Annotated in this window: 24 protein-coding genes and 2 pseudogenes; 14 read left to right on the top strand and 12 right to left on the bottom strand. The window is 68.5% G+C overall.

Going from position 1 to position 22419, the window contains the following annotated elements; translation table 11 throughout:
* Positions 1 to 188: 188 nt before the first annotated feature.
* A complete protein-coding gene (locus tag OU415_RS19585; RefSeq protein WP_270950323.1) occupies positions 189 to 1406 on the top strand; it encodes a sensor histidine kinase in 1218 nt (405 codons plus the stop codon).
* On the top strand, positions 1406 to 2038 hold the full coding sequence (locus OU415_RS19580; protein ID WP_270950322.1) for a response regulator: 633 nt from the start codon (positions 1406 to 1408) through the stop codon (positions 2036 to 2038). The genes OU415_RS19585 and OU415_RS19580 overlap by 1 nt, the downstream gene beginning before the upstream one ends.
* A 3-nt stretch (positions 2039 to 2041) precedes the next feature.
* Here OU415_RS19580 and OU415_RS19575 read toward each other — a convergent pair whose 3' ends face one another.
* The gene (locus OU415_RS19575; protein WP_270950321.1) at positions 2042 to 2608 is read right to left on the bottom strand and encodes a hypothetical protein; all 567 of its coding nucleotides are present in this window, start codon (positions 2606 to 2608) and stop codon (positions 2042 to 2044) included.
* Between the two features lie 99 nt (positions 2609 to 2707).
* Between OU415_RS19575 and OU415_RS19570 the strand changes: the two genes are divergently transcribed.
* Both OU415_RS19570 and OU415_RS19565 read left to right on the top strand, forming a co-directional pair.
* A complete protein-coding gene (locus OU415_RS19570) occupies positions 2708 to 3427 on the top strand; it encodes a 3-keto-5-aminohexanoate cleavage protein (protein ID WP_270950320.1) in 720 nt (239 codons plus the stop codon).
* Positions 3428 to 3459: 32 nt separating this feature from the next.
* Positions 3460 to 3825, top strand: coding sequence for a PaaI family thioesterase (locus tag OU415_RS19565; protein WP_270950361.1), 366 nt, complete (start codon positions 3460 to 3462; stop codon positions 3823 to 3825).
* 88 nt (positions 3826 to 3913) lie between these two features.
* Here OU415_RS19565 and OU415_RS19560 read toward each other — a convergent pair whose 3' ends face one another.
* A complete protein-coding gene (locus OU415_RS19560; protein WP_270950319.1) occupies positions 3914 to 4330 on the bottom strand; it encodes a nuclear transport factor 2 family protein in 417 nt (138 codons plus the stop codon).
* Positions 4331 to 4403: 73 nt separating this feature from the next.
* On the opposite strand from OU415_RS19560, the gene OU415_RS19555 reads away from it, so the two are divergent.
* Both OU415_RS19555 and OU415_RS19550 read left to right on the top strand, forming a co-directional pair.
* Positions 4404 to 5231: a helix-turn-helix domain-containing protein gene (locus OU415_RS19555; RefSeq protein WP_270950318.1), complete on the top strand. Its 828-nt coding sequence runs from the start codon at positions 4404 to 4406 to the stop codon at positions 5229 to 5231.
* Positions 5232 to 5381: 150 nt separating this feature from the next.
* Complete coding sequence (locus OU415_RS19550) at positions 5382 to 6299, top strand: SRPBCC family protein (protein WP_270950317.1); 918 nt, start codon at positions 5382 to 5384, stop codon at positions 6297 to 6299.
* Between the two features lie 3 nt (positions 6300 to 6302).
* On the opposite strand, the gene OU415_RS19545 is transcribed toward OU415_RS19550, so the two are convergent.
* The 4 genes from OU415_RS19545 to OU415_RS19530 all read right to left on the bottom strand — a co-directional run bounded on the left by OU415_RS19545 (position 6303) and on the right by OU415_RS19530 (position 8450).
* Positions 6303 to 6425 carry a hypothetical protein gene (locus OU415_RS19545; RefSeq protein WP_270950316.1) on the bottom strand — a complete coding sequence of 41 codons (123 nt, stop codon included), beginning with the start codon at positions 6423 to 6425 and terminating at the stop codon, positions 6303 to 6305.
* 193 nt (positions 6426 to 6618) lie between these two features.
* Positions 6619 to 7374 (bottom strand): SDR family NAD(P)-dependent oxidoreductase, encoded by a 756-nt coding sequence (locus OU415_RS19540; RefSeq protein WP_270950315.1) that lies wholly within the window; start codon positions 7372 to 7374, stop codon positions 6619 to 6621.
* Between the two features lie 33 nt (positions 7375 to 7407).
* Positions 7408 to 8181, bottom strand: a complete 774-nt coding sequence (locus OU415_RS19535; RefSeq protein ID WP_270950314.1) for an SDR family NAD(P)-dependent oxidoreductase — start codon at positions 8179 to 8181, stop codon at positions 7408 to 7410.
* Positions 8178 to 8450, bottom strand: coding sequence for an Atu4866 domain-containing protein (locus OU415_RS19530; RefSeq protein WP_270950313.1), 273 nt, complete (start codon positions 8448 to 8450; stop codon positions 8178 to 8180). Before OU415_RS19530 ends, OU415_RS19535 begins: the two co-directional genes overlap by 4 nt.
* A gap of 101 nt (positions 8451 to 8551) precedes the next feature.
* Here OU415_RS19530 and OU415_RS19525 point away from each other — a divergent pair, with 101 nt between their 5' ends.
* Entirely contained in the window at positions 8552 to 9394 is an 843-nt protein-coding gene (locus OU415_RS19525; protein WP_270950312.1) for a helix-turn-helix transcriptional regulator, read from the top strand.
* Positions 9395 to 9535: 141 nt separating this feature from the next.
* Here OU415_RS19525 and OU415_RS19520 read toward each other — a convergent pair whose 3' ends face one another.
* Positions 9536 to 9685 (bottom strand): hypothetical protein, encoded by a 150-nt coding sequence (locus OU415_RS19520; protein WP_270950311.1) that lies wholly within the window; start codon positions 9683 to 9685, stop codon positions 9536 to 9538.
* A 65-nt stretch (positions 9686 to 9750) separates the two neighbouring features.
* Between OU415_RS19520 and OU415_RS19515 the strand changes: the two genes are divergently transcribed.
* The gene (locus tag OU415_RS19515) at positions 9751 to 9930 is read left to right on the top strand and encodes a hypothetical protein (protein ID WP_270950310.1); all 180 of its coding nucleotides are present in this window, start codon (positions 9751 to 9753) and stop codon (positions 9928 to 9930) included.
* A gap of 1269 nt (positions 9931 to 11199) precedes the next feature.
* On the opposite strand, the gene OU415_RS19510 is transcribed toward OU415_RS19515, so the two are convergent.
* Positions 11200 to 12138 carry an AraC family transcriptional regulator gene (locus OU415_RS19510; RefSeq protein WP_270950309.1) on the bottom strand — a complete coding sequence of 313 codons (939 nt, stop codon included), beginning with the start codon at positions 12136 to 12138 and terminating at the stop codon, positions 11200 to 11202.
* Between the two features lie 136 nt (positions 12139 to 12274).
* Between OU415_RS19510 and OU415_RS19505 the strand changes: the two genes are divergently transcribed.
* Complete coding sequence (locus OU415_RS19505; protein ID WP_270950308.1) at positions 12275 to 13507, top strand: cytochrome P450; 1233 nt, start codon at positions 12275 to 12277, stop codon at positions 13505 to 13507.
* A 1-nt stretch (position 13508) separates the two neighbouring features.
* Positions 13509 to 14528 (top strand): FAD-binding oxidoreductase, encoded by a 1020-nt coding sequence (locus tag OU415_RS19500; RefSeq protein WP_270950307.1) that lies wholly within the window; start codon positions 13509 to 13511, stop codon positions 14526 to 14528.
* 135 nt (positions 14529 to 14663) lie between these two features.
* Here OU415_RS19500 and OU415_RS19495 read toward each other — a convergent pair whose 3' ends face one another.
* The gene (locus OU415_RS19495; RefSeq protein WP_270950306.1) at positions 14664 to 14972 is read right to left on the bottom strand and encodes a DUF6221 family protein; all 309 of its coding nucleotides are present in this window, start codon (positions 14970 to 14972) and stop codon (positions 14664 to 14666) included.
* 91 nt (positions 14973 to 15063) lie between these two features.
* Here OU415_RS19495 and OU415_RS19490 point away from each other — a divergent pair, with 91 nt between their 5' ends.
* From OU415_RS19490 to OU415_RS19480, 3 genes are all read left to right on the top strand, one after another.
* Positions 15064 to 16284: a peptidoglycan recognition protein family protein gene (locus OU415_RS19490; RefSeq protein WP_270950305.1), complete on the top strand. Its 1221-nt coding sequence runs from the start codon at positions 15064 to 15066 to the stop codon at positions 16282 to 16284.
* Between the two features lie 308 nt (positions 16285 to 16592).
* Positions 16593 to 17513 (top strand): NADP-dependent oxidoreductase, encoded by a 921-nt coding sequence (locus OU415_RS19485; protein WP_270950304.1) that lies wholly within the window; start codon positions 16593 to 16595, stop codon positions 17511 to 17513.
* Positions 17514 to 17536: 23 nt separating this feature from the next.
* Positions 17537 to 17983: a cupin domain-containing protein gene (locus OU415_RS19480; RefSeq protein ID WP_270950360.1), complete on the top strand. Its 447-nt coding sequence runs from the start codon at positions 17537 to 17539 to the stop codon at positions 17981 to 17983.
* A 41-nt stretch (positions 17984 to 18024) separates the two neighbouring features.
* On the opposite strand, the gene OU415_RS19475 is transcribed toward OU415_RS19480, so the two are convergent.
* The gene (locus OU415_RS19475; RefSeq protein WP_270950359.1) at positions 18025 to 18543 is read right to left on the bottom strand and encodes an MmyB family transcriptional regulator; all 519 of its coding nucleotides are present in this window, start codon (positions 18541 to 18543) and stop codon (positions 18025 to 18027) included.
* Positions 18543 to 18860: pseudogene (locus OU415_RS38365) on the bottom strand (MmyB family transcriptional regulator); the annotation flags it as partial. The gene OU415_RS19475 and the pseudogene OU415_RS38365, both read right to left, overlap by 1 nt.
* 26 nt (positions 18861 to 18886) lie before the next feature.
* Between OU415_RS38365 and OU415_RS19470 the strand changes: the two are divergent.
* Positions 18887 to 19183, top strand: a pseudogene (locus tag OU415_RS19470) (SDR family oxidoreductase); the annotation flags it as partial.
* 110 nt (positions 19184 to 19293) lie between these two features.
* On the opposite strand, the gene OU415_RS19465 reads toward OU415_RS19470, so the two are convergent.
* The gene (locus OU415_RS19465) at positions 19294 to 22275 is read right to left on the bottom strand and encodes an alpha-mannosidase (protein WP_270950303.1); all 2982 of its coding nucleotides are present in this window, start codon (positions 22273 to 22275) and stop codon (positions 19294 to 19296) included.
* Positions 22276 to 22419 lie beyond the last annotated feature (144 nt).

Here is a 22419-nt window from a genome sequence, read left to right as displayed (position 1 = left end):
GATTGCGGCTTCCAGCCTCGCCACCGCAGCCGCTGCTGACATCGCAGCTCGGATTGATTCACCGGCCACCACCGGGTGCACCCCGAACTCAACCGAACGAACGATGCCGGGCCGCACCCACGATGACTAGAAAGGTCCTGGTGAGCGCAGTGCAGGAGCAGCCGGGGACAGCAACTAGTGTTTCAGCGGTGCCCGACACGTCCTCCTCGCCCGGCCCAGGCCTGGCCGCGGTCCTGCGGCTGGTGCGCCTGGCCTTCCACGCCGGCTTCCTGCTGCTGCTGGTCATCGCCACCACCCGGGCCTGGCTGACCCACCCCACCGGGCCGATCGGCTGGCTGGCCGCAGGCGGAGCCGCACTGCTGACGATCGTCTACGGCGCAGGTGCACTGCTGCGCCCAGCGCTGCACCGCCGGTGGCTGGCGATGAGCTGGCTGGCGGTGGTCACCGCAGTGTGGGCCGGACTGCTGATCATCAGCCCGGACTTCTCCTGGCTGGCGTTCCCGCTGTTCTTCCTGCACCTGCACCTGCTGCGCGGACGGCACGCACTGGTCGCGGTGGTCGTCGTGACCGGTCTCGTCGTGGCCGCCCAAGGCTGGCGCAGCGGCACGTGGAGCCTCGGCATGGTGCTCGGCCCGATCATCGGATCCGGCGTGGCCGTGATCATCACCTGGGGATACGCGGCCATCTACGCCGAGAGCCAACGCCGCCAGGACCTCATCGACGACCTCACCCGCACCCGCGCCGAGCTGGCCACCACCCAGCACCAAGCAGGAGTGGCCGCCGAACGCGAACGACTGGCACGCGAAATCCACGACACCCTCGCCCAAGGCCTGTCCAGCATCGTCCTGCTGCTGCGCGCCGCCGAAACCGCCCTGCCACCCGAGGCCGGCAAAGCCCGCGCCCGCATCACCGAAGCCCACCGCACCGCCGCCGACAACCTCGACGAAGCCCGCCGGTTCGTCCAAGACCTGCGCCCGCCCTCGCTCAGCGACGCCGGTCTGCCCCAAGCACTGGACCGGCTGTGCACCAACACCGCCCGCGAAACCGGGATCGACTGCCACCTGCACACCAACGGCGCACCAGTCGCGCTGCCCTCCAGCTACGAAGTGGCACTGCTGCGCGCCGCCCAAGCCAGCCTGTCCAACGTCGCCCGCCACGCCCACGCCGCCACCGCAGTGGTGACCCTCGGCTACCTCGACACCGAGGTCACCCTCGACATCTACGACGACGGCACCGGCTTCGACCCCACCACGGCGCGCACGGCCACCGACGGCAGCGGCTACGGGCTGACCGGCCTGCGCGAACGCGTCACCGCGCTGGGCGGGTCGATGGCCGTGGAATCCGCACCTGGTGACGGCACAGCGGTGGCGATCCGGCTGCCCCTGACCCCCGAGGAGATCCGGTGATGGCCGATCCGCTGCGCATCCTGCTCGTCGACGACCACCCCGTGGTGCGGCGCGGCCTGCGCGCCATGTTCGATGACCGCCCGGAGATGACCGTGGTCGCCGAAGCCGCCGACGGGCAAGCCGCCCTCGACGCCCTGGCCACCACCGAGGTCGACATCGTCCTGATGGACCTGCAGATGCCCACCGGCATGGACGGGGTCAGCGCCACCCGCCGCATCACCGCCGACGGCGGACCACCGGTGCTGGTGCTGACCACCTACGACTCCGACGCCGACATCCTCACCGCCGTCGAAGCCGGCGCCACCGGCTACATGCTCAAAGACGCCCCACCCGAAGAGCTGTGCCAGGCCGTGCAACTGGCCGCCCAACGCCAAACCGCACTGGCCCCCGGCGTCGCAGCGCGCCTGCTCGGGCACCTGCGCCGCCCACAACCCGCGCTGAGCCCCCGCGAAGTGGAGATCCTGCAGCTGCTGGCGCAGGGCATGTCCAACCGGGCCCTGTCCAAAGCGCTGTTCATCAGCGAGGCCACCGTCAAGACCCACCTGGTGCACATCTACGACAAGCTCGGCGTCGACAACCGCACCGCAGCCATCACCACCGCCCTGCAACGCGGCATCATCCGCCCCCGCTGACGCTCAGCCCTCGAGGTAACCGAGCCCCCGCGCGGAAAGCCCGAACCCGGCCTCCACCGGCTCGACCAGACCGAGCTCCCGCAACCGCCACACATCGGACTTGCACCGCGAGACCGGCCGGTTGTGCTCAGCAGCCAACTCCGCCGCACGGATGCCCGGCCGCCGCCGCAACACCTCCAGCACCTCCCGCGTCCACGGGCCCCGCGGAGCCGACACGTCCAACCGAGCCAGCTGCCGGTCGATCGACGCCCGCTCACGCCCGTCCAGCGCCACCGGCGGCTGCACCGGACGCGGGGCAGGATCGTCGAAGGTGAGCGCGAGGCGGTAGACCTCACCCCGGCCGTGCTTGTCCAACGACGCCCGCAACCCCGCCGCCGAACCGAACCCGGCCCGCCGCGCATCGGCATCGGTGAGCCCGGCCGGATCGACCTGGTCCACCGCGGTGATGCCGATCAGCCCGACGGTGGTGCTCAACTGGCTGCCCGGTTCGGCCAACCTGCTGGGCCAGCGCAGGTAGGCCTCGGTGATCTCACCGGCCGCCACGCCCCGCAGGATCCGTTTGCTCAACACCCACCCACGCTAACCGCCGCCCCAGCCCAGCCCGCCAGATGATCACGAAACGGGTTCATCAACTTCCGCGGATCCGCCGGACCAGGGGAGAATCAGACCATGCTGCAGGTCTGCCTCAACGGCGCCCGGTCACCACGCGAGCACTACCACCTGCCCGTGCGGCCGGAGGAACTGGCCAAAGCCGCCGCCGACGCCGTCGCCGCAGGCGCCACCGACATCCACCTGCACCCCAAAGCACCCGACGGCACCGACAGCCTCGACCCGCACCTGGTCGCCGCCGCCCTGCGCGCGGTGCGCGCCGCCGCCCCCGGCATCCCGGTCGGCATCACCACCGGAGCCTGGACCGCCCCGGACACCACCACCCGCATCCGGTCCATCCGCGCCTGGACCGTCCTGCCCGACCACGCCTCGGTCAACTGGCACGAACCCGGCGCCGACGACGTCGCCGCCGTCCTGCTCGAACGCGGCATCGGAGTGGAAGCCGGCATCTTCTCCGGCACCGACGCCGACCAGCAGTTCCAACGCTCCCCGCACCGCCGCCGCGTGCTGCGCATCCTCGCCGAGGTCACCGACCTCACCGCCCGCGGCGCGGCCACCACCGCCGAAACCCTGCTGGCCCGCCTGCACCCCGCGCCCGCACCGATCCTGCTGCACGGCGAAGCCGCCGGAGCCTGGCCCGTGCTGGCCGTCGCCGCCCGCCGCGGACTGGCCACCCGCATCGGCCTGGAAGACACCCTCACCCTGCCCGACGGCCAGATCGCCGCCGACAACGCCGAACTCGTCACCGCCGCCACCGCACTGCTCGAAGGAGAATCGTGACCAGCACCGACCACCACCAGCTGATCGCCTTGATGCCCTTCGCCGAGTCCCTGGGCGTGCGCATCTCCGCCGCCAGCCCGCAGGAAGTCCGCACCGAGCTGGACTGGGCGCCCCAGCACTGCACCGCAGGGGGAGTGCTGCACGGGGGAGCGGTCATGACGCTGGCCGACGCCACCGGCGCGATCTGCGCCCACCTCAACCTGCCCGACGGAGCCGGCACCGCCACCACCGAATCCAAGACCAACTTCTTCCGCGCCCTGCGCGAAGGCACCCTGCACGCGGTGAGCCGACCACTGCACGTCGGCCGCACCGCCATCACCGTGCAAACCGAACTGCTCGACACCACCGGCCGCCGCATCGGCCACACCACCCAAACCCAAGCCGTGCTCACCGCATGAGGCCGTCGACCGATCCAACAGCGCCAACTCCTGACCAACGCACTACGCGGGTCAGCGACTGGGCAGAGCGGACGAGCAGCGCTTCCTGCTACCGCGCAACACCACCGAAGATCATCCGGTGCGCCCGGGCGGTGTCGGTGTACTCCCGAACCCGCCGAACCAGACCACCGCGCAGCTCGACGACGAAGCAGTAGTCGTTGTCGTAGGGATCGCCGTTGGCCAGCGTCGCCGCCACGGCTGCCTCCACGACCACCCGCTCACCAGCCACGTGCACACCCCCGAAGACAACGGAAAGATCGCGCGCGAACAGGCGCGGGAAGTCCACCGCGAAGAACTGCACGATCGCCGCACGCCCCACCATGTGATCAGGCGCCCCCAACGCCACAGCCGTGGCATTGCCCGGAGGCGACAACCACTCGGCGTCCTCGGCGAGAACAGCGGAGATCAGGTCGGGATCGGAACTGGCGAGCGCCTGGAAGGCGTCCTCGACGATGCTGCGACTCATGACCCCAGGATCACCGCCACCACATCCCGGCGTATTGGACGAATGTTCCCGCACCACCCCCTAACATGAGCCCGTGGCCAGATGGGAGGTCGTGCACCCCGCACACCCCAGCCGATGGGCGGGGGTCACCATGGCCGGCTTCCGCCACCACGGCCCAGACCCGGCCGACGTGCACGTGATCCCGCACCCCTCGATCACCCTGGCCCTCGAATTCGGCTCCGGCCCGCACGTCGTGGACACCGACAGCGGCCGACAGCAGCAGGGCAACCTCGTCGCCGGATTCATGCACGACGCCATCCGCGTGCGCGGCCACGCCGTCGAATGCGTGCAGGTGCGACTGTCCCCGGTCACCGCGCACGCAGTGCTGGGCATCTCCCCGGCGGAATTGGACGACGTGGTCGTACCCCTCGACCAGTTGTGGGGGCACGACGCCACCAGAGCCCAGGAGCAGATCAGCCAGGCCCGCTCGTGGCAGGAACGCTTCGCGTTGACCAACACCCTGCTCATCCGCCGACTCGCGGCAGGACGCGAAGTGGACCGCGAGGTGGCCTGGGCCTGGAACCGGATCACCAGCAGCCGCGGCCGACTCCGGATCGACGACCTGGCGCACGAGCTCGGTTGGAGCCGCAAACGCCTGTGGTCCCGGTTCCGCACCCAACTCGGCCTGCCGCCCAAACGCGCCGCGAAGCTGGTCCGCTTCGACCACGCCGTCCACCGCCTGGCCGCCGGCCAGCACGCGGCAGGGGTCGCCGCCGACACCGGCTACGCCGACCAAGCACACCTGCACCGAGACGTCCTGGCCTTCACCGGAACAACCCCGGCGACCATGACCAGCAGGGTCTGGCTCGCAGTCGACGAGATCGCCTGGACCGCGCACCGCACGACGAACAAGCCGCAGTAGGCAGCTTCATGCCAGATCGGTTATATTCTGATTCTGGCAATTAACCCGGGGCTCCCGCGCACCTCACAGCGAACGACCCAACCCCGGCTGGCGCCCGACCACCACCTGTGGCACGAACGACCCAACGCCCGACCACCCGGAGGAACACCCGTGAACACCACCGTCACGATGCACGGCGACCACCCGGTCCTGCGCCTCGAACGCCTCCTGAACCACCCACCGGACAAGGTCTGGCACGCCATCACCGACCCCACCGAACTCTCGCACTGGTTCCCAGCACGCATCGACTTCGACCACGCCACCCCCGGCGCACCGATGAGCTTCACCTTCGACGGAACCGAACCCGAACACGGCGAAATCCTCGAAATCGACCCGCTCAAGGTCTTCGCCTTCCGCTGGAACGACGACGTCATCCGCTGCGAACTCCTCCCACGCCCCGAAGGCTGCCTCCTGGTCTTCAGCCACACCCTCCGCGCACCCGACAGCGACCTGCCCTCCACCGCCCGCCACGCCGCCGGATGGGACGGCTGCCTCGACGCCCTCGACGCCCGCCTCTCCGGAACCACCGCCGAATTCGACATGCAGACCTGGTTCCACCGCGCCGAGAACTACATCGAGCAGTTCGGCCTCGCCGAAGGCGAACTGCACCGCACCGACACCGGCTGGCAAATCCACTTCACCCGCGACCTCGTCCAACCCCCGGCACAGGTCTGGGCCCTGCTCACCGGCGACACCACCCCGACCCCAGGATCCGAACCACCACTGCCCAGCACCCACGGCTACGGCACCGCCGGCCCCGTGATCACCACCGAAGCACCCCACACCCTCGAATACGCCTGGCAACCCACCGGAACCGTCCGCTTCCACCTCCGCGACCAACACCCGATCGGCACCCGACTGCACCTCACCCACACCACCACGACCGACCCGGCAACCCTGCTCGCGGCCTGGCACACCCACCTGGAACTGCTCTTCGCCGCCCTCCACGACGACATCCGCTGCCCATGGCCCACCGACCGCACCGAAGCCCTCCGCGACCACTACGCCCAACGCTTCGACCTCACCTGAAGCTCACCACAACAAGAACGGCAACACCCCGGCCACCCCGCCCACGCCGGTCAGGGTGGTCACGTAGTAAGCGGTCCAGCTCTCGCAGGCCCGTTTCCGGCGTTCGGCCAGGGGGTCCAGGCTCACGCCGAGGGCTCGTAGTTCGGCGGCCCGGGAGGCCGACAGGATCTGCTTGCGGTACTCGCGTCAGCGATTTTCGAGGAAGGTATTCAGCCGCACGCCTAGTTCCACGTGGCCCTTGGGCACGGTGACGTGTCCTTCGCGTCGCTTCGCGGCATGTGCGGACATACGGCAATCGGCGTGGATCCGGGGCTGGTCATCAGTGTGCGGTGAGTCCACCGTCGACGACGAGCTCGGTTCCGGTGACGAACGAGGATTCGTCGCTGGCCAAGAAGAGCATCGTAGGAGCGACCTCAGCGGGGCTACCTGCGCGGCGCATAGGGGTGCGCACGATATCGGGTTGTTGATCGCCCTGCTCGTCGAGCACATCTTGGATCATCGGGGTGGTGATGACGCCGGGGTGCACCGAGTTGACCCGGACTCCGCGGGTGGCGTATTCGACGGCGGCGGTCTTGGTCAGCAGCCGCACTGCTCCCTTGGTCGCCTGGTACGCGGCGGCGGCTCCGCTGCCGACCAGGCCGAGCACTGAGGAGGTGTTGATGATGGAGGCGTTGCCGGAGGCGCGCAGCAGGGGCATGGCGGTCTTCATTCCGAGCCAGGTGCCGGTCTGGTTAACCGCGACCACCTGGTCCCAGGCGTCCTTTGTGGTCTCCTCGATGCCGGGCCAGTCCAGGACACCAGCGATGTTGACCAAGACGTCAAGGCGGCCGAAGCGTCGCCGGGTGAGCTCGATCGCCTCGCTCCAGTTCTCCGGCGAGGAGACATCCAACCGGACGGCCAGCACATCGGTGCCCTCGGCTTTCAGACGCGCGGCGAGCTCGTCCGCGGTGTCCTGGGCGATGTCGGTGACGACCAGGCTGGCTCCTTCACGGGCGAACAGTTCCGCGGTGGCTTGTCCGATGCCGCCGGTCGCGCCCGTGATCAACGCGACCTTGCTCATGAGCCGTCCAGGCATAGGTGCTCGTCCTCTCGTTTTGTCTGCTGGGAGTCAGGCGGCGGTGTAGCCGCCGTCGGCGGCGACGACCGCGCCGGTGATGAAGCTGGAGCGGGGCGAGGCCAGGAAACCGATCACCTCGGTGATCTCCTCGGGTTGGGCGACGCGGCCCAAGGGGTGGGTGTCGCCGAAGGAGCGGAGATACTCCCGGCTGTCGGCCCGGAAGTTGTCGAGCATGTCGGTCTCGATCACACCGGGGGCGACGACGTTGGCACGGATGCCGTGCGGTCCGCCCTCCAGCGCGAGCACCTTGGTCAACTGCGCCAACGCTCCCTTGGACGCGCTGTAGGCCGCGGCCTCGACCAACCCGACGGTGCAGGCGAACGACCCGACGGTGACGATCACACCCCCGCCGTGTTCGCGCATCGCCCGGAATGCTTCCCGGGCGTGCAGGAACGCGCCGCGCGCGTTGATCGACATCAGCTCGTCCCAGTCGGACGCGGTGGTCTCGGTGATTGGCTTGTTCACCGATCGGCCGGCGTTGCTGACCAGGATGTCCACGCTGCCGAACCGGTCGATCGCCGTGGCAACCGACCGCACTGCGGTGTCCTCTCGGGACACGTCGCCGACCAGGGTGGACACGCCGTTGAACCGGGTGGTGAGACCGTCCACTTCGGGGCGGAGGTCGGTGGCCAGTACTCGCGCGCCGCGGGCGTGCAGCCAGGCGACCGTGGCCGCGCCGACTCCGCGGGCGGCGCCGGTGACCAGCGCGACCTTGCCCTTCAGCTCAGGGCCCACGAATTCGCCGTCGGTGGGTGGCACGCTCATCGCCGTGCCTGCCCTCGGTGATCGGAGGCGGACTCGCGATAAAGGACGAGATGCTCGTGGTAGAGCACGCCGTCGCGGATGTCGCCCGTCGCGGTGAAGCCGGTGTCGTCCACGTAGTCGAGGTGGTTCCCGGTCACTGTGTAGCGACCGGTGTAGGCGCTGCGCCGTTCGCCGCGCGCTTCGTCGTAGCGCCCGTCGGCGCGCAGCTCCTGCCGGATATGTCCGTCCGCGGTGACCCACATGCCGACCACGTCGATATCGCTCGTCATACCGCCCAGCGTCGGCGACGGTGACAGGCGATGGCAGGACGTGTGGTGACTGGGTGTGCCACACCCACCCAACCGGGCGGCCAGCGATCTACCCTGGTGCCATGGCCAGTGGTGAGCTGGGGGCGTTCCTGCGAGCGCGTCGCGCGGGGCGATCTCCGGAAGACGCGGGCGTGCTCTACTCCGGCCGGCGCAAGGTGACCGGACTGCGTCGCGAAGAAGTCGCCGTGCTCGCCGGGGTGAACGCCGACTACTACACCCGCCTGGAACAGGGCCGCGAGACCCACCCGTCACCGCAAGTGCTCGACGCCCTCTGCCGCGCGCTGGATCTCGACCCCGATGCCCGCGAGCACCTGTACCGACTGGCCGGCACCACACCAGACAACACTCCCGCCCCGGTACCCCAGGCCGTGAGCCCCGAACTGCGGCAACTCATGGACGGTTACCCGCACACGCCCGCTTTCGTGCTCAACCGCATCCTGGACGTCCTGGCCACCAACACCCTCGCCGACGCGTTGTTCTCACCATTCCGCGCGGTGGACAACCTTGCCCGCATGACCTTCCTCGACCCCGCGGGACGACGGTTCTACGCACGCTGGAACTGGACCGCACAGGCCACCGTGGCGAACCTGCGGGTAGCCGCGGGCTTCGACCCACACGATCCTGGTTTGCGGCGCCTGGTGGCCGAACTCAGCGAAGGCAGCGCGCACTTCCGCGCCTTGTGGGAGACCCACCAGGTGCGCGGCAAGACCCGCGAACCCAAACACCTCGTGCACCCCGACGTCGGCCCACTCGCCCTCACCTACCAGGCATTCGACGTGCGCAGCGCCCCCGGCCAACAACTGATCATCTACCACGCCGAACCCGCCACACCCAGCGCTCACGCCCTCGCACTGCTGAGCAGCCTCCACGCCAGCACACACCACGCGCGTTCGGTCGACACCTGACTCGCGAAAACGGCCTCAAAGGGCCACTCCGGAAACCAGACGTACGTCTCCGGCCTCAGCACAGCCCCGATCGAAGCCACGCTCTGGCCTCCGAGTCGCGCGGCGCATCGCTGGCGCCCAGGCCCAGCGGATCCACGGTGATCACGTGTGGGATGTGGCCAGGGGAGCGGTGTAGCCGGCTTTTGTCCAGTGCGCCCCGACCTGGAACATCCCCGGATGCAGCACCAATGGCGGACCGTCGCCGACGATGTTGAACGCGATCTCCGACCCGTTGCTGTGTGCGAAGTGCACCTGCTGTTCCTCTCCATTGCCTCGTTCTCCAACCGAACGTATCGGCGATCGCGCCGGATCATCCCGTGCTCAGCCGGAGAACAGGGGAGAGGCACGACTGCAAGCGTTCGAACTGGGACAGGCGAGCCTTCTCGCTCTGCGGCAAGACGTTCGCCGCCAACACCATCCAGAAAGAGCTGCTCGTCTATGGCGGCGTCACGTGCAAGGACTGCAAGGCCGCGAAGAAGGCGGGCAAGACGCTCTAGCCGAGCTCCTGATCATCAGTTGAGCACATGGGGGAGCAGGGAACCGGCGGCTGGATCGTTCGAACCCCTCGGCAGTCGAACGATCCCGCCGCCGACGACGTTCCGGGTCATGTTGCAGCACACGCAGTCTCGATGCTCTGGTCCACGAGCGGCGCGGCTGGTCGTCACATTGAAAGCCGTTGCCGCGTACGGCAGTTGCCAAGCGACGCGCAAGTCCGCCCATCGGCACGCGAAGCGTTGAGCCGCATCCGCAGCAGAGGAGGGGCGTTTCGGGCTCCGGGCCGCACGATCAGATTACTACTTAACATAATGTACATTATCGGCGTTGTATCGACCTGCGGAGATCACCTCGGGAAGGGCCTCCAGGAACGCTGATTCCGACGCATTGAGCACCTGAGGCGTCCGGCGTGGACTCCGGGTGTCGTCGCCGTCCGGAGTGCCACTGATGGTTGAGCCGGAGTCGTTCCACGCGGTGGGTCCGTCGAGTCGCGCGGAACGCTCATCGGCATGGGCTCTGCACGCGCCGTCTGCGTGACAACGACGCTGCGGTAAAGACGGGCTGGCCATTGGAAGGCCGTTGACGTGTGGATGTCGACCAGGGTCGCCCGGTCACCCACCGTCCATGCTGTTCCTGCACCCGTTCCCGTCACCTATTAACGTCACAGTGACAAAACACGGTGGGTAGAGCGAGACGTTCATCAGCGGGTTTGAGTGAAGTCGCCTTTGCGGATCATGATCCGCAAAGGCTCTGAGCTGGCCGGTGATGATCTGCCGAGTTCAATGCTGGCCAGATCTAGCGACCAGCTGACTCGCATGCGTCGTGCCAGCCGATGAATCGAGGCACGTGGCTGCGCAGTGCCGCGGATGTGTGTGCATCTCGCCAGGCTGTGAAGTTCTGGTCGATCGACATGGGTGGCCGTGCATCGATCCCCCGAAGAGAAACCCGCGCTCGCCCCATGGCTACTTCTCCATTTGATGGATAATGTTGATTATCCATCAAATGGAGAATGTGACGGCGGGGCGCGTCGAAACCCGCTCTATACCACGGTTTACGTACGAATTCCAATGGCCAGAAGCAGGCTCTCGTGGGCAGTGCCGGGTCCTGCTCGACGGGATCCGCCCTCGCTTGGTGCGACGCGCGAACCGCCTCTCCCCTGTCAGGTCCCTCTTGAACATCCGAGCTCGTTGACACCAGACCCATCCCCTGCGCCGCTGCTGCCCTGCTCGTCGACCGTGACCTGACCGTCGTCAGTTCCGTTCGACCGGTTCTCATCGGTGTGCTTGGGATGGCGTGCAGCCGTAGCGTCGTCGGTACGCCGCGGCGAACCGGCTTGCGCTGGAGAACCCCCACCGTGCGGCCACTTCCGAGACCGATGATCCTGGTGCTGCCTCGAGGTCGGCGCGTGCTCGTTGCAGGCGGATGCTGGTGAGGTGATCCATCGGTGAGCACCCGATCCACTCCTTGAAGCCCTCTTGCATTCGGCGAACGCTGGTGCCGGCCACGACCGCCATCTCCGCGGCGGTCCAGCTTCGTCCGGGGTCGTCCCGGATGGCGTCGACTACCCGGGATATCGAGCGCGGACGGGCCACGGGGCCATCTCCGAGGTCGGGGCAGCTCGCCAGCAGGAAGCCCGCTGAGATGGCACCGGCCAGTTGTTCGCGCACTGCGGGCGAGTTGTGGAAGAGGCCTGGTTCGCGGAGGTGCGCGGCGAGGCTGCCGACCAGTTGGCGCCACTCCCGGGCGGCACCGCGGTCCAGCTGGAGTTGTTCCGGGAGAACTCCGGAGGCGCAGACCGGTTCCGCGGCGAGGACCTTCTCGGCTTCGCGGTCCAACCAGTCGCGGTCGAACTTGACGCCCAGCACGGTGCAGGTGGCGTCCCAGTGACTGATCAGGGAGGGTGTGTCGGCGCGGAAGATCGTCGCCTGGCCGACCACGGAGGTGACGACGCCGTGCCGACCGTGGCTCTCGAGGTGGCCGGTGAGCGGCATGTTGATCTCGTAGGCGTTCGGGTAGTCGCAGGCGATCTCGACGTCGGCTCCCCACCCCACGTGCCCGATCAGCACCGGGCCGAGGTCCAGCGTCTGCAGCGTGACCCGCGGTTCGCGGCCGCCGCCGAGCAGGGTGAGCTGGTGCGGGAAGTAGGCGTCCGCCACCGTCCGGGAAGCCTCGTCCCAGTCCCAGAGCATCGCACTGCGCCGTGCGGGCATGCGCACATCGTAGTGGACCGGACGTGTCGTGGATCTCCCGCGCGATCCGTGTCGGATCCGCGCAGATCGTGTTGTCGGAGGTGATCGCGCGCTCCTACCTTCTGGCCTCAACGACGGCGTCGAGGAGGGTGCGTCAATGCGGACGAGCGAGAACACCACGGCCCCGGATCTCTCGTGGTTGAACGACATCACCATGGCGGAGCTGGAGCGCAATCCTTACCAGGCCTACGAGCGGCTCCGGGCCGAGGCGCCGCTGGCGTACGTGCCGGTTCTCGGGTCGTACGTCGCCTCCACCGCCGAGGTCTGCCGCGAGGTCGCGACGAGTCCTGATTTCGAAGCCGTGATCACTCCGGCGGGTGGCCGCACCTTCGGTCATCCGGCGATCATCGGTGTCAACGGGGACGTGCACGCCGACCTGCGTTCCATGGTCGAACCGGCCTTGCAACCGGTGGAGGTCGACCGCTGGGTCGATGACCTGGTGCGGCCGATCGCGCGCCGGTACCTCGAGCAGTTCGAGGACGAGGGCCGCGCGGAGCTCGTGTCGCAGTTCTGCGAGCCGGTCAGCGTCCGCTCGCTCGGTGATCTGCTCGGGCTGCAGAGCGTCGATTCGGACAAGCTCCGCGAGTGGTTCGCCAAGCTCAACCGGTCCTTCACCAACGCGGCCATGACCGAGGACGGCGAGTTCGCCAATCCCGAGGGCTTCGTCGAGGGTGATGAGGCGAAGGCCGAGATCCAGGCCGCGGTCGACCCGCTGATCGACAAGTGGATCGTGGAGCCCGATGACAGCGCGATCTCCCACTGGCTGCACGACGGTATGCCGCCCGGCAAGACCCGGGACCGCGAGTACATCTATCCGACGATCTACGTCTACCTGCTCGGGGCCATGCAGGAGCCCGGGCACGGCATGGCGTCGACGTTGGTGGGGCTGTTCAGCGAGCCGGAGCAGATGGAGCAGGTCGTCGACGATCCGGCGCTCATCCCGCGGGCGATCTCCGAGGGCATGCGCTGGACCTCGCCGATCTGGTCGGCCACGGCCCGGATCTCGACCAAGGCGGTCACGGTGGCCGGGGTCGATCTGCCCGCGGGCACGCCGGTGATCTTGTCCTACGGGTCGGCCAACCACGACGCGGGCGTCTACGAGGCTCCGACCCGGTATGACCTGCATCGGCCGCCGCTGCCGCACCTGGCCTTCGGTGCCGGCGACCACGCGTGCGCCGGGATCTACTTCGCCAACCACGTCATGCGGATCGCTCTCGAGGAGTTGTTCGAGGCCATCCCGAATTTGGAGCGCGACGCCTCTCCCGGGGTCGAGTTCTGGGGGTGGGGTTTCCGCGGTCCGACGAGCTTGCACGTCGTTTGGGAGGTCTGACATGGCGTTCACCGCGACCCTCGGTGACAAGCAGGTGCGGTGCGGGGAGGACCAGCCGGTGCTCGACGCTTTCCTCCGCGCGGGGGTTTGGATGCCGAACTCGTGCAACCAGGGCACTTGCGGGACTTGCAAGTTGCGGGTGGTCAACGGTGAGGTCGATCATCGCGACTCCCCTGTCGACACCCTGACGGAGTCCGAGCGTGCCGCGGGTCTTGCGCTGGCTTGTCAGGCCCGGCTGCGCTCGAACGCTGTCGTCGAGGGTACCGGGGGTGCGGTTGGCCGGACCACCTATGCGCTCCGGGAGCTGACCGGCACGGTTCTCGAGATCGAGGACATGGCGCGGGACACTCGAAGGCTGCGGTTGGGCCTGCCCGAGCCGCTCGCGTTCTCCCCGGGCCAGTACGTGGAGCTCACCGTGCCCGGGACGGAGGTGCGGCGGCAGTACTCGCTGGCCAACACGGCTGATGAGGACGAGGTCTTGGAGCTGCACGTGCGTCTGGTCCCGGGTGGAGCGGCGACCGAGAAGTGGATCTTCGGTGGGGTGGCTGTTGGGGACCGGGTGCGGATCACCGGGCCGCTTGGTGACTTCTGCCTCTCGCCGGAGGACGAGAGCGGTGGGGAGCCCATGGTTCTCATCGGTGGGGGTACTGGGCTTGCTCCGCTGATCGGTCTGGTTCGGACTGCGTTGGCGCGTGCCCCGGAGCGGGAGGTCTTGCTCTACCACGGTGTTCGTGGTGCGGCGGATCTCTACGACCTCGAGGTGCTGACCGGGCTCGAGGAGGCGCATCCGGGGTTCAGCTTCGTTCCGGTGCTTTCGCACGAGTCGCAGCGGGAGGGGGCGTTTTGCCGCACCGGATTTCCCACGGATTCGTTCCTGGCCGATGTCGCGAGTGCGCGTGGTTGGTCCGGTTGGCTCTGCGGGCCGCCGGCGATGGTGGAGGCGGGCGTCAAGGCGTTCAAGCGGCGGCGGATGGCGCCGCGCATGATCCACCGGGAGAAGTTCACCCCGAATGACGTCTGATCAGTGCTGCGGGGTGCCGGCGGGTGTTGGGCCGGTACCCCGCAGCATCTGTTCTGCCGGGTGCTGGTGACTGCGAAGTCGGCTGTTCTCAACGGGATTCAGCCGGTGGTGCGCGCCTGGTGGGAGGGCGATCGGTCAGGGGCGCCAGCGGGCGGCGTAGCCGGGGCGGTCTGCGTAGGGCAGGCCGAGGAGGGCTCGGGTGGGGCAGCCTCGTTCGTCTTCCGGCGGGTAGCTCTCCCCCAGTTGGTCGCAGGGGCCTTCGCCGGTGCCGCAGTCGCGGTGGGCGGTGAGCAGGCGGGTTTTGAGCTCGCATTCGCGGAAGCCGCGGATGGGGGTGATCAGGCAGGCCCGGTCGGTGCCGGTTTCGGCGTCTTCCCTGGCTTGGCGCAGCAGTTCGAGGTCGATGTCCAGCTGGCGGTGCAGGAACTCGGCGAACCGGTCCATCGTGTGTCGCACTCCTGTTGTCCGCTGTGGTGGTCGGTCACAGGCAGGGACGTGGTGGCGGCTCGATCATGACGTTGCTCGTCGGGTGATCTTGCCCGCGTTGGTGGGTGGTTGTCGGGTTTGTGGCGGATTGTTGCCAAGAATTCCCGAGCGCCGGGGCGGGTTCTTAGGGTCGGCGCGGATCAGGTCGTCGGATGTGCGGGAGTTCGGCATGGTGTTGCGCGGTGTTCAGGTTGCTCGGCGGGTGCTGCTGGCCGGTGGGTTGGCGGCCACGGCGGTGGGTGCGTCGGGGATTCCGGTGTGGGCGTCGTCGCGGCGCGCGGCGCCGGAGATCTTGTCGACGTCGGAGTGGAAGGCGCGGGAGCCGAGTTCGCCGGTGCAGGTGCTGGACCAGCGGCCGGTGAAGATCGTGGTGCACCACACGGCGTCGGCCAACAGCGAGGACACCTCGCAGGAGCACGCGATGGAGTTGGCGCGGCAGATCCAGGACTTCCACATGGATTCCAACGGGTGGCTCGACACCGGGCAGAACTTCACGAATTCGCGGGGCGGGTGGTTGCTGGAGGGGCGGCACAAGAGCTTGGCGGTGCTGACCGCTGGCGAGCAGCACGTGCTGGGTGCTCATGCGGGTGAGCAGAACTCGGTGTCGTTGGGGATCGAGAACGAGGGCACCTACGTGGATGCGCAGGTGCCGGATGCGTTGTGGGATTCGTTGGTGGAGTTGTGCTCGTACATGGTGGCGCAGTACGGGATCGATGCTGGTGAGATCTACGGGCATCGGGATTTCATGGCCACGGAGTGTCCGGGTGATGTGCTCTACGCGCGATTACCGGAGTTGCGGGAGGCGGTGGGTGCTGCCACGGGCAAGGCGGTGGCGCAGCCGGTGGTGTGGCCGTTGCTGCAGCCGGATGTGCGGGGTCCGCGGGTGACGGCGTTGCAGTTGTTGTTGCGGGCTCGGGGTGAGTCGGTGCCGGTGGATGGTGTGTTCGCTGGTCGGACTCAGGAGGTGGCGGGACGGTTGGCCGCCGAGTGGGGTGCTGTTGGTGCGTCGTGTTCGGCGACCCGGATACCGGAGCCGGGGTTGTTCGGTGGTCGTGGTTGGGATGGGCTGGTTCCCGAGGTGGGTCCGGGTTCGGCGGGTGATGCGGTGCGCGCGGTGCAGACGTTGTTGATCTCTCGTGGTCGTTACGTGCCGGCGGATGCGCGGTTCGCCGATCGGACGGTGTCGGTGGTGCGGGAGTTCCAGGCGGCTGCGGGGTTGCCGGTCACTGGTGTGGTGGACCGGGCGACTTGGCTGCGGTTGTTGGGGTGACTTCTCTCCCCCGTTCGGCGCTGGTGTGCGAATTGTGCGGTGCTGTTGTGCCGTGGATCCGTTGAGCGGTCGGCTGGAGCCGGGTCTGTGGGCCTGGTTGGTGCCTGAGTTGTCACGCCTGTAGGGGCTGGGTCGTCTTGCTGGTGGGAACGCACGACGGGGCGATGGAGCAGGGTTCGCGAGCGGGTGCGATCAACCGCGCGGTGTGGCACACATCTAGCTGCGGTGCGTATCCGTAGGCGATCGCCATGGGCCGAGTCTGTGAGTGGCTGGGCGTTCGATCGATCCCCCTACCAGTGAGGACGTTCATGCAAGCCATCACTGTTCGAGACCGTGACGTCGGTGTCGCTGGGATGTCCTTGGCGGACCTGCCCTACCCCCACGCTGCCGAGAACGATGTCATCGTGCGGGTGCACGCTGCGGGCTTCACCCCCGGGGAACTCGACTGGCCGGGCACCTGGACCGATCGTGCGGGCCGCGATCGGACGCCGAGCGTGCCCGGCCACGAGCTGTCGGGTGTCGTCGTCGAACTGGGTTACGGCACTACCGGTCTGAGCGTTGGCCAGCGGGTGTTCGGGCTGACCGACTGGACCCGTGACGGTGCGCTCGCCGAGTACACCGCGGTGGAGGCCCGCAACCTCGCACCGTTGGCGGCGGATGTCGACCACACCGTGGCCGCTGCGCTGCCGATCTCCGGGCTGACCGCTTGGCAGGGCCTGTTCGACCACGGGCACCTCACCGTCGGCCAGACCGTTCTGGTCCACGGCGCTGCGGGTGGTGTGGGGTCGATCGCGGTGCAGCTCGCTCGCGATGTCGGCGCCCGGGTCATCGGCGCCGGTCGGGCTCGCGATCGTGACCAGGCGCTCGCGCTCGGCGTCGATGCCTTCCTCGACCTTCAGAGCGAGAAGTTGGAGGAGGTGGGCGAGGTCGACGTCGTGTTCGACGTGATCGGCGGAGATGTCCTCGACCGTTCGGCCGCCCTGGTGCGCGCAGGCGGAACGCTCGTCACCATCGCCATGCCGCCCAAGGTCCAGCCTGAGGGCGGGCGGGCCGTTTTCTTCGTCGTCGAGCCCGACCGCGTTCGGCTTGCTGATCTCGTCGCGCGGCTGAGGGACGGACGGCTTGAGCCGGTCATCGGTGCTGTGCGGCCGCTTGCTGAGGCGCCCGCCGCGTTCGCCTCTGATAAGCGCTCCCCCGGCAAGGTGATCATCCGCGTCGTCCAGGACTGAGCTGGAGGTCTCTCGTGAGTGGAATGCGGATCGCTGGTGGTTTCCTGGTCGTCGCCGTGTTGGCCGGGGTCACGGCCTGCAGCGGCCCGGACCAGCCTGCCGGCTCCACGCCGCCGGTGGCATCGCAGCCACCCGCCGAGACTCTGACTCCGTTGCTCGAGCAGGCCCTTCCGAATGCGCAGGGCAAGACGTTCACCTCGGCGGTGGTGGACTTCCCGCCTGGTGCGCGTGCACAGCCGCATCGGCACGGCGAGGCTTTCGTCTACGCGTACGTCCTCGAAGGCACGGTGCGCAGCAGGCTCGATGACGAGCCCGTGAGCACGTATCGGCAAGGCGAGAACTGGGTCGAGCAGCCGGGGGCCCACCACGTCCTCACGGAGAACACCAGTCCGACGGACCGGGCCAGGCTCCTGGTCGTCTTCGTGTCCAACACCGGGGACGAGCTGAAGGTCGATGACGGCCACCCGTAACTGGGTTGCTGCGGGCGGTGGCGTGGCCGTCAGCAGGCTGGTCAGCTCAGTCTCGATCCCACGCGTCTACGTCTGTGGAGGCCGTTGAGGACTGTTGGGACAGGCTGCCGGGTGGCGCGATGCCGCGTCGGCTCGACCGTGCTCGTGGTCGAAGACGCGTGTGCTTCCTCGCTGGTGGTCTGTGGTTGTTTCTGCGTGTCGGCCCAGGTCACCAGCAGGGTGAGTCCGTCGGCGCTGGGCGTGCCGGGATCTGCGGTGTAGGTGGTGATGGTGACGTTCGGGTCGCCGGGCAGTGCGAAGTCGTCGTAGGCGAGGTCCATCGTGCCGGCGGCCGGGTGGTTGATGGTTTTGCGTCCGCGTGAGTGGCGGTGCACGTTGTGCTTGGCCCAGCGGGTGCTGAAATCGGTGCTGCGGGTGGAGAGTTCGCCGATGAGTTCGGTGACCTGCTTGTCCAGCGGGTCGCGTCCGGCGCTCGCCCGCAGTACCGCGACGATGAGGTTCTTGGCCTGGTCGATGTCGGCGTAGAAGTCCTCGGCGCGGGTGGGTCGAGGAACACGTATCGGGCGAAGTTCGGTGGCTGCGTGGCCATGTCGAAGAGGTCGGCGTAGAGCGCGCGGCCCAGGTCGTTGGCCGCGAGGAGGTCGAGGCGGCCGTTCTGCACGACGGCGGGCACGCTCATGGAGTCGAGGACCTGCTGCACCGATGTGGTGATGGGTGAGGTGCGCTGGGGGCGTTTGCGGCGTGAGCCGGGTGCGCCGGGTGCGACGTTGCGTGCCAGGTCGTAGAGGTGGGCGCGTTCGTCTTCGTCGAGTTGCAGCGCACGGGCGATGGCGTCGAGGACGTTCTCGGACGCGCCGCCAAGTTGGCCGTGTTCCATGCGGGTGTAGTAATCGACGCTGAGGCGCCTACCACGCCTCCAAGCACGGCGTCATCGGCCTGACCCGCAGCGCCGCGGTCGAGTACGCGCCCCGGGGCATCCGCATCAACGCCGTGTGCCCTGGCGTCATCGACACCCCGATGGTCGCCGACATGGTCGAGAACCAGGCCGAGGCCATGGCCGGGATCATCAAGGAACAGCCCATCGGCCGACTGGGGCGAGTGGACGAGGTCGCAGCAGCCGTCCTGTGGCTGTGCAGCCCCGGCTCCAGCTTCGTCACTGGAACAGCTCTTCCCGTCGACGGTGGCTTCACCGTCCACTGATGCGGGCCTTCCCGAGCGCGTCCGGGGTCCTTTTGCGGGGCGCGGACGCGCTCGGGCGGAGCTCCGTGGCAGTTCGCGGGCGGCCTAGGTCCGCATACCGCTCCCCTGTTTCAGGTGGTTCGGGTGAAGCGGAGGGTGCGGATTTCGAAGGGGCGCAGGCGGATGTCGAGGGCGTCGGTGGGTGCTTCGGGGTCTGCCAGGGGCCGTTCGAGCAGGTCGGTTCGGGTGACGGCGGTGGCTGGGAAGGAGATGGTCAGGCGGGTGTGCGCTCGGCCGCCGCGGGATTCGTAGAGGCGGACGACGAGGTCGCCGCTGCGGTCGTCGGCGAGTTTGACGGCTTCGACGATGACCGCGTCGTTGTCGACGGTGATCAGGGGTGCGACGGTGCGGGAGCCGTGGGTGGTGCGTTCGGGGAGGTTGAGGTGGTAACCCTCGCGGATGGCGTCGCCGATGTCGGCTCCGGGGCACAGGGCGTAGCGCAGTTGGTGGTGGCCGTGGTCGGTGCGGGGGTCGGGGAATCGGGGTGCGCGCAGCAGGGACAGGCGCGCGGTGGTGGTCGTGCCGTTGGGGCGGGTGACGTCGTGGCCGTAGGTGGAGTCGTTGATCAGGGCGTGTCCGTAGCCGGGTTCGGCGAGGTGCAGGTAGCGGTGGGCGCAGATCTCGAACTTGGCGGCGTCCCAGGAGGTGTTGGTGTGGGTGGGGCGCTTGACGTGGCCGAACTGGGTTTCGGCGGCGGAGTGGTCGGCGTGGATGTCGAGGGGGAAGCTGGCTTTGAGGATCTTCTCGGTTTCGTGCCAGTCGATGTCGGTGGTGATGTCGATGCGGCGGGCGTGGGCGGGCAGGGTGATGTGCTGGGTGAGGGTGGATCGGCCGAAGCTGCGCTGGATGTGGACGGTGTGGGCGTCGGTGGTGATCTGGTCGATGTCGGTGAGGTCGTGGGTGTGGTGGCGGTAGAAGTCGTCGAGGTCCCAGGCGTCCCAGGCGTTGGGGTGGTCGGGGTGCAGTTGCAGGAGGTTGCCGGGGGCGGCGAGTGCTTCGCGTTCGGCGGCGTGGTCGTAGACGGAGGTGAGCAGGCCGCGGTGGTCGATGGTGGCGCGCAGGAGTCCGTTGTCGAGGGTGATGGTGCCGTCGGGGTGGTGTGCGGGGCTGGGTGGTGTGGTGGGTTCGGCGGGGGCTGCGCCTAGGGCGGGGATGCCGTTGCGGGTGTGGGGTGCGGCGTTGAAGGTGATCGGGTGCGCGGGGGCTCCGGCGAGTGCTCGTTGGGCGCGGGTGGTGATGGCGTCGAGTTCGGTGGCGATGCGCTGGTAGGTCTCTTGGGCTTCGCGGTGGACCCAGGCGATGGAGGATCCGGGCAGGATGTCGTGGAACTGGTGCAGCAGGACTTGTTTCCACAGCCGGTCCAGGGCGTCGTGGGGGTAGTCGGCTCCGGTGGCGATGGTGGCGGTGGCGCACCAGAGCTCGGCTTCGCGCAGGAGGTGTTCGCTGCGGCGGTTGCCCTGCTTGGTCTTGGCTTGGGAGGTGTAGGTGCCGCGGTGGAGTTCGAGGTAGAGCTCGCCGGTCCAGACGGCGGGTCCGGTGTGGTCGGTTTCGGCGGCGGTGAAGAACTCGGCGGGGGTGTCGAGCTGGACGCGGGGTGAGCCTTCCAGGTCGGCGGTGCGGGCGGCGCGGGCGAGCATTTCGCGGGTGGGTCCTCCCCCGCCGTCGCCGTGGCCGAAGGGCAGCAGGGATCGGGTGGCGCGGCCGTGTTCGGCGAAGTTGCGCTGGGCGTGGGCGAGTTCGGCGCCGGTGATCTCGGCGTTGTAGGTGTCGGCGGGTGGGAAGTGGGTGAGCACGCGGGTGCCGTCGATGCCTTCCCACCAGAAGGTGTGGTGGGGGAAGCGGTTGGTCTGGTTCCAGGAGATCTTCTGGGTGAGGAACCAGCGGGAGCCGGATGCGGCGATGAGCTGCGGGAGCGCGGCGGAGTAGCCGAAGGAGTCGGGGAGCCACACCTCTTGGGTGTCGATGCCGAATTCGTCGAGGTAGAAGCGTTTGCCGTGGATGAGTTGGCGGGCCATGGCCTCTCCCCCGGGCATGTTGGTGTCGGATTCGACCCACATGCCGCCGACGGGGACGAGCTGTCCGGTGTGGACGCAGGCGCGGACCCGGTCGTAGAGGGCAGGCTGGTGTTGTTTGATCCAGGCCAGTTGTTGGGCTTGTGACATCGCGAAGTGGAAGTCGGGGTGGCCGGCCATCAGGGTGGTGACGTTGGCGAGGGTGCGGGCGACTTTGCGGATGGTTTCGCGCTGCGGCCACAGCCAGGCGGAGTCGATGTGGGCGTGTCCGACGGCGGAGAGGGTGTGGGCGCTGGCGTGGGCGGGGCGGGAGAGCACGTCGGTGAGTTCAGCGCGGGCCGCGGGTGCGGTGGTGTGGATGTCGTGCAGGTCGAGGCGGTCGAGCATGCGTTCCAGGGCGCGCAGGATGTCGTGGCGCCGGGGTGAGTCGGTGGGCAGTTCGCGCATGAGCTGGTCGAGGACTTCGGTGTCCTGCACGAGGTTCCACACGTGTTCGTCGAGGACGGCGGCTTCGGCTCGGCGCAGCACGTACAGGGGTGGTCCGGGGTGGGTGGGGCGTTCGCCGAGTTCGGTGGGTTGGAAGCCGTGGGGGCCGAGGATGATGGGGTTGGCGGCGGCTTCGACGTAGAAGGTGCGGGTGGTGCCGGCGCTGGTGCGGCCCAGCGGCAGGTGGGTGTTGCGGGGGTGCAGGCCTTTGATCGGGGTGCCGTCGGGGGTGTGGGCGAGGCCTTCGCACTGGAAGCCGGGGCGGTCGTCGTCGAAGCCGAGGTCGATGAGCACTTCGACGGTGCGGTCGTTCCACTGCTCGGGGATCTCGGCGGTGATCCGGAACCAGCTGGTGCCCCAGGCGGGTCCCCAGGGTTGGCCGATTTCGGTGGGTGCGTAGTCGGCGCGCAGGGCTTGGTCAACGCTGACGGGTTCGCCGGGGACGTGCCAGACGGCGATGTCGCAGGCGCGGGTGTGGTGGTGCTGGGCGGGGCGCAGTCGTTCGGCCAGGACGCGGTCGAGGCGTTGTTCGACGATGCGGCGGTCGTCGTGCATGGCTGCTCCCGGGGGTTGCGCGGGGTGTGATGGCGATCATGCTGGCACAGCGGTGGGGTGGGCGGCAGCGGTCGAACGGGCGCGGTTGCCGAGGTGGTGGTGGGCCCGCATGCTGCGGTCATCTGCCGGATTTCCACGGGAAAG

Source organism: Saccharopolyspora oryzae, from assembly GCF_027853915.1.
Taxonomy (GTDB): Bacteria; Actinomycetota; Actinomycetes; order Mycobacteriales; family Pseudonocardiaceae; genus Saccharopolyspora; species Saccharopolyspora oryzae.
Note: the sequence above shows the minus strand (reverse complement) of the source record. Positions and strands in the feature narration are given on the sequence as shown.

Bases quoted from the DNA above. Each gene is read 5' to 3' on its own strand.
- OU415_RS19580 (WP_270950322.1), top strand. From the start codon at position 1,406: ATGGCCGATCCGCTGCGCATCCTGCTCGTCGACGACCACCCCGTGGTG.
- OU415_RS19570 (WP_270950320.1), top strand. From the start codon at position 2,708: ATGCTGCAGGTCTGCCTCAACGGCGCCCGGTCACCACGCGAGCACTAC.
- OU415_RS19565 (WP_270950361.1), top strand. From the start codon at position 3,460: ATGCCCTTCGCCGAGTCCCTGGGCGTGCGCATCTCCGCCGCCAGCCCG.
- OU415_RS19560 (WP_270950319.1), bottom strand. From the start codon at position 4,330: ATGAGTCGCAGCATCGTCGAGGACGCCTTCCAGGCGCTCGCCAGTTCC.
- OU415_RS19540 (WP_270950315.1), bottom strand. From the start codon at position 7,374: ATGCCTGGACGGCTCATGAGCAAGGTCGCGTTGATCACGGGCGCGACC.
- OU415_RS19535 (WP_270950314.1), bottom strand. From the start codon at position 8,181: ATGAGCGTGCCACCCACCGACGGCGAATTCGTGGGCCCTGAGCTGAAG.
- OU415_RS19530 (WP_270950313.1), bottom strand. From the start codon at position 8,450: ATGACGAGCGATATCGACGTGGTCGGCATGTGGGTCACCGCGGACGGA.
- OU415_RS19525 (WP_270950312.1), top strand. From the start codon at position 8,552: ATGGCCAGTGGTGAGCTGGGGGCGTTCCTGCGAGCGCGTCGCGCGGGG.
- OU415_RS19510 (WP_270950309.1), bottom strand. From the start codon at position 12,138: ATGCCCGCACGGCGCAGTGCGATGCTCTGGGACTGGGACGAGGCTTCC.
- OU415_RS19505 (WP_270950308.1), top strand. From the start codon at position 12,275: ATGCGGACGAGCGAGAACACCACGGCCCCGGATCTCTCGTGGTTGAAC.
- OU415_RS19500 (WP_270950307.1), top strand. From the start codon at position 13,509: ATGGCGTTCACCGCGACCCTCGGTGACAAGCAGGTGCGGTGCGGGGAG.
- OU415_RS19495 (WP_270950306.1), bottom strand. From the start codon at position 14,972: ATGGACCGGTTCGCCGAGTTCCTGCACCGCCAGCTGGACATCGACCTC.
- OU415_RS19485 (WP_270950304.1), top strand. From the start codon at position 16,593: ATGCAAGCCATCACTGTTCGAGACCGTGACGTCGGTGTCGCTGGGATG.
- OU415_RS19480 (WP_270950360.1), top strand. From the start codon at position 17,537: ATGCGGATCGCTGGTGGTTTCCTGGTCGTCGCCGTGTTGGCCGGGGTC.
- OU415_RS19465 (WP_270950303.1), bottom strand. From the start codon at position 22,275: ATGCACGACGACCGCCGCATCGTCGAACAACGCCTCGACCGCGTCCTG.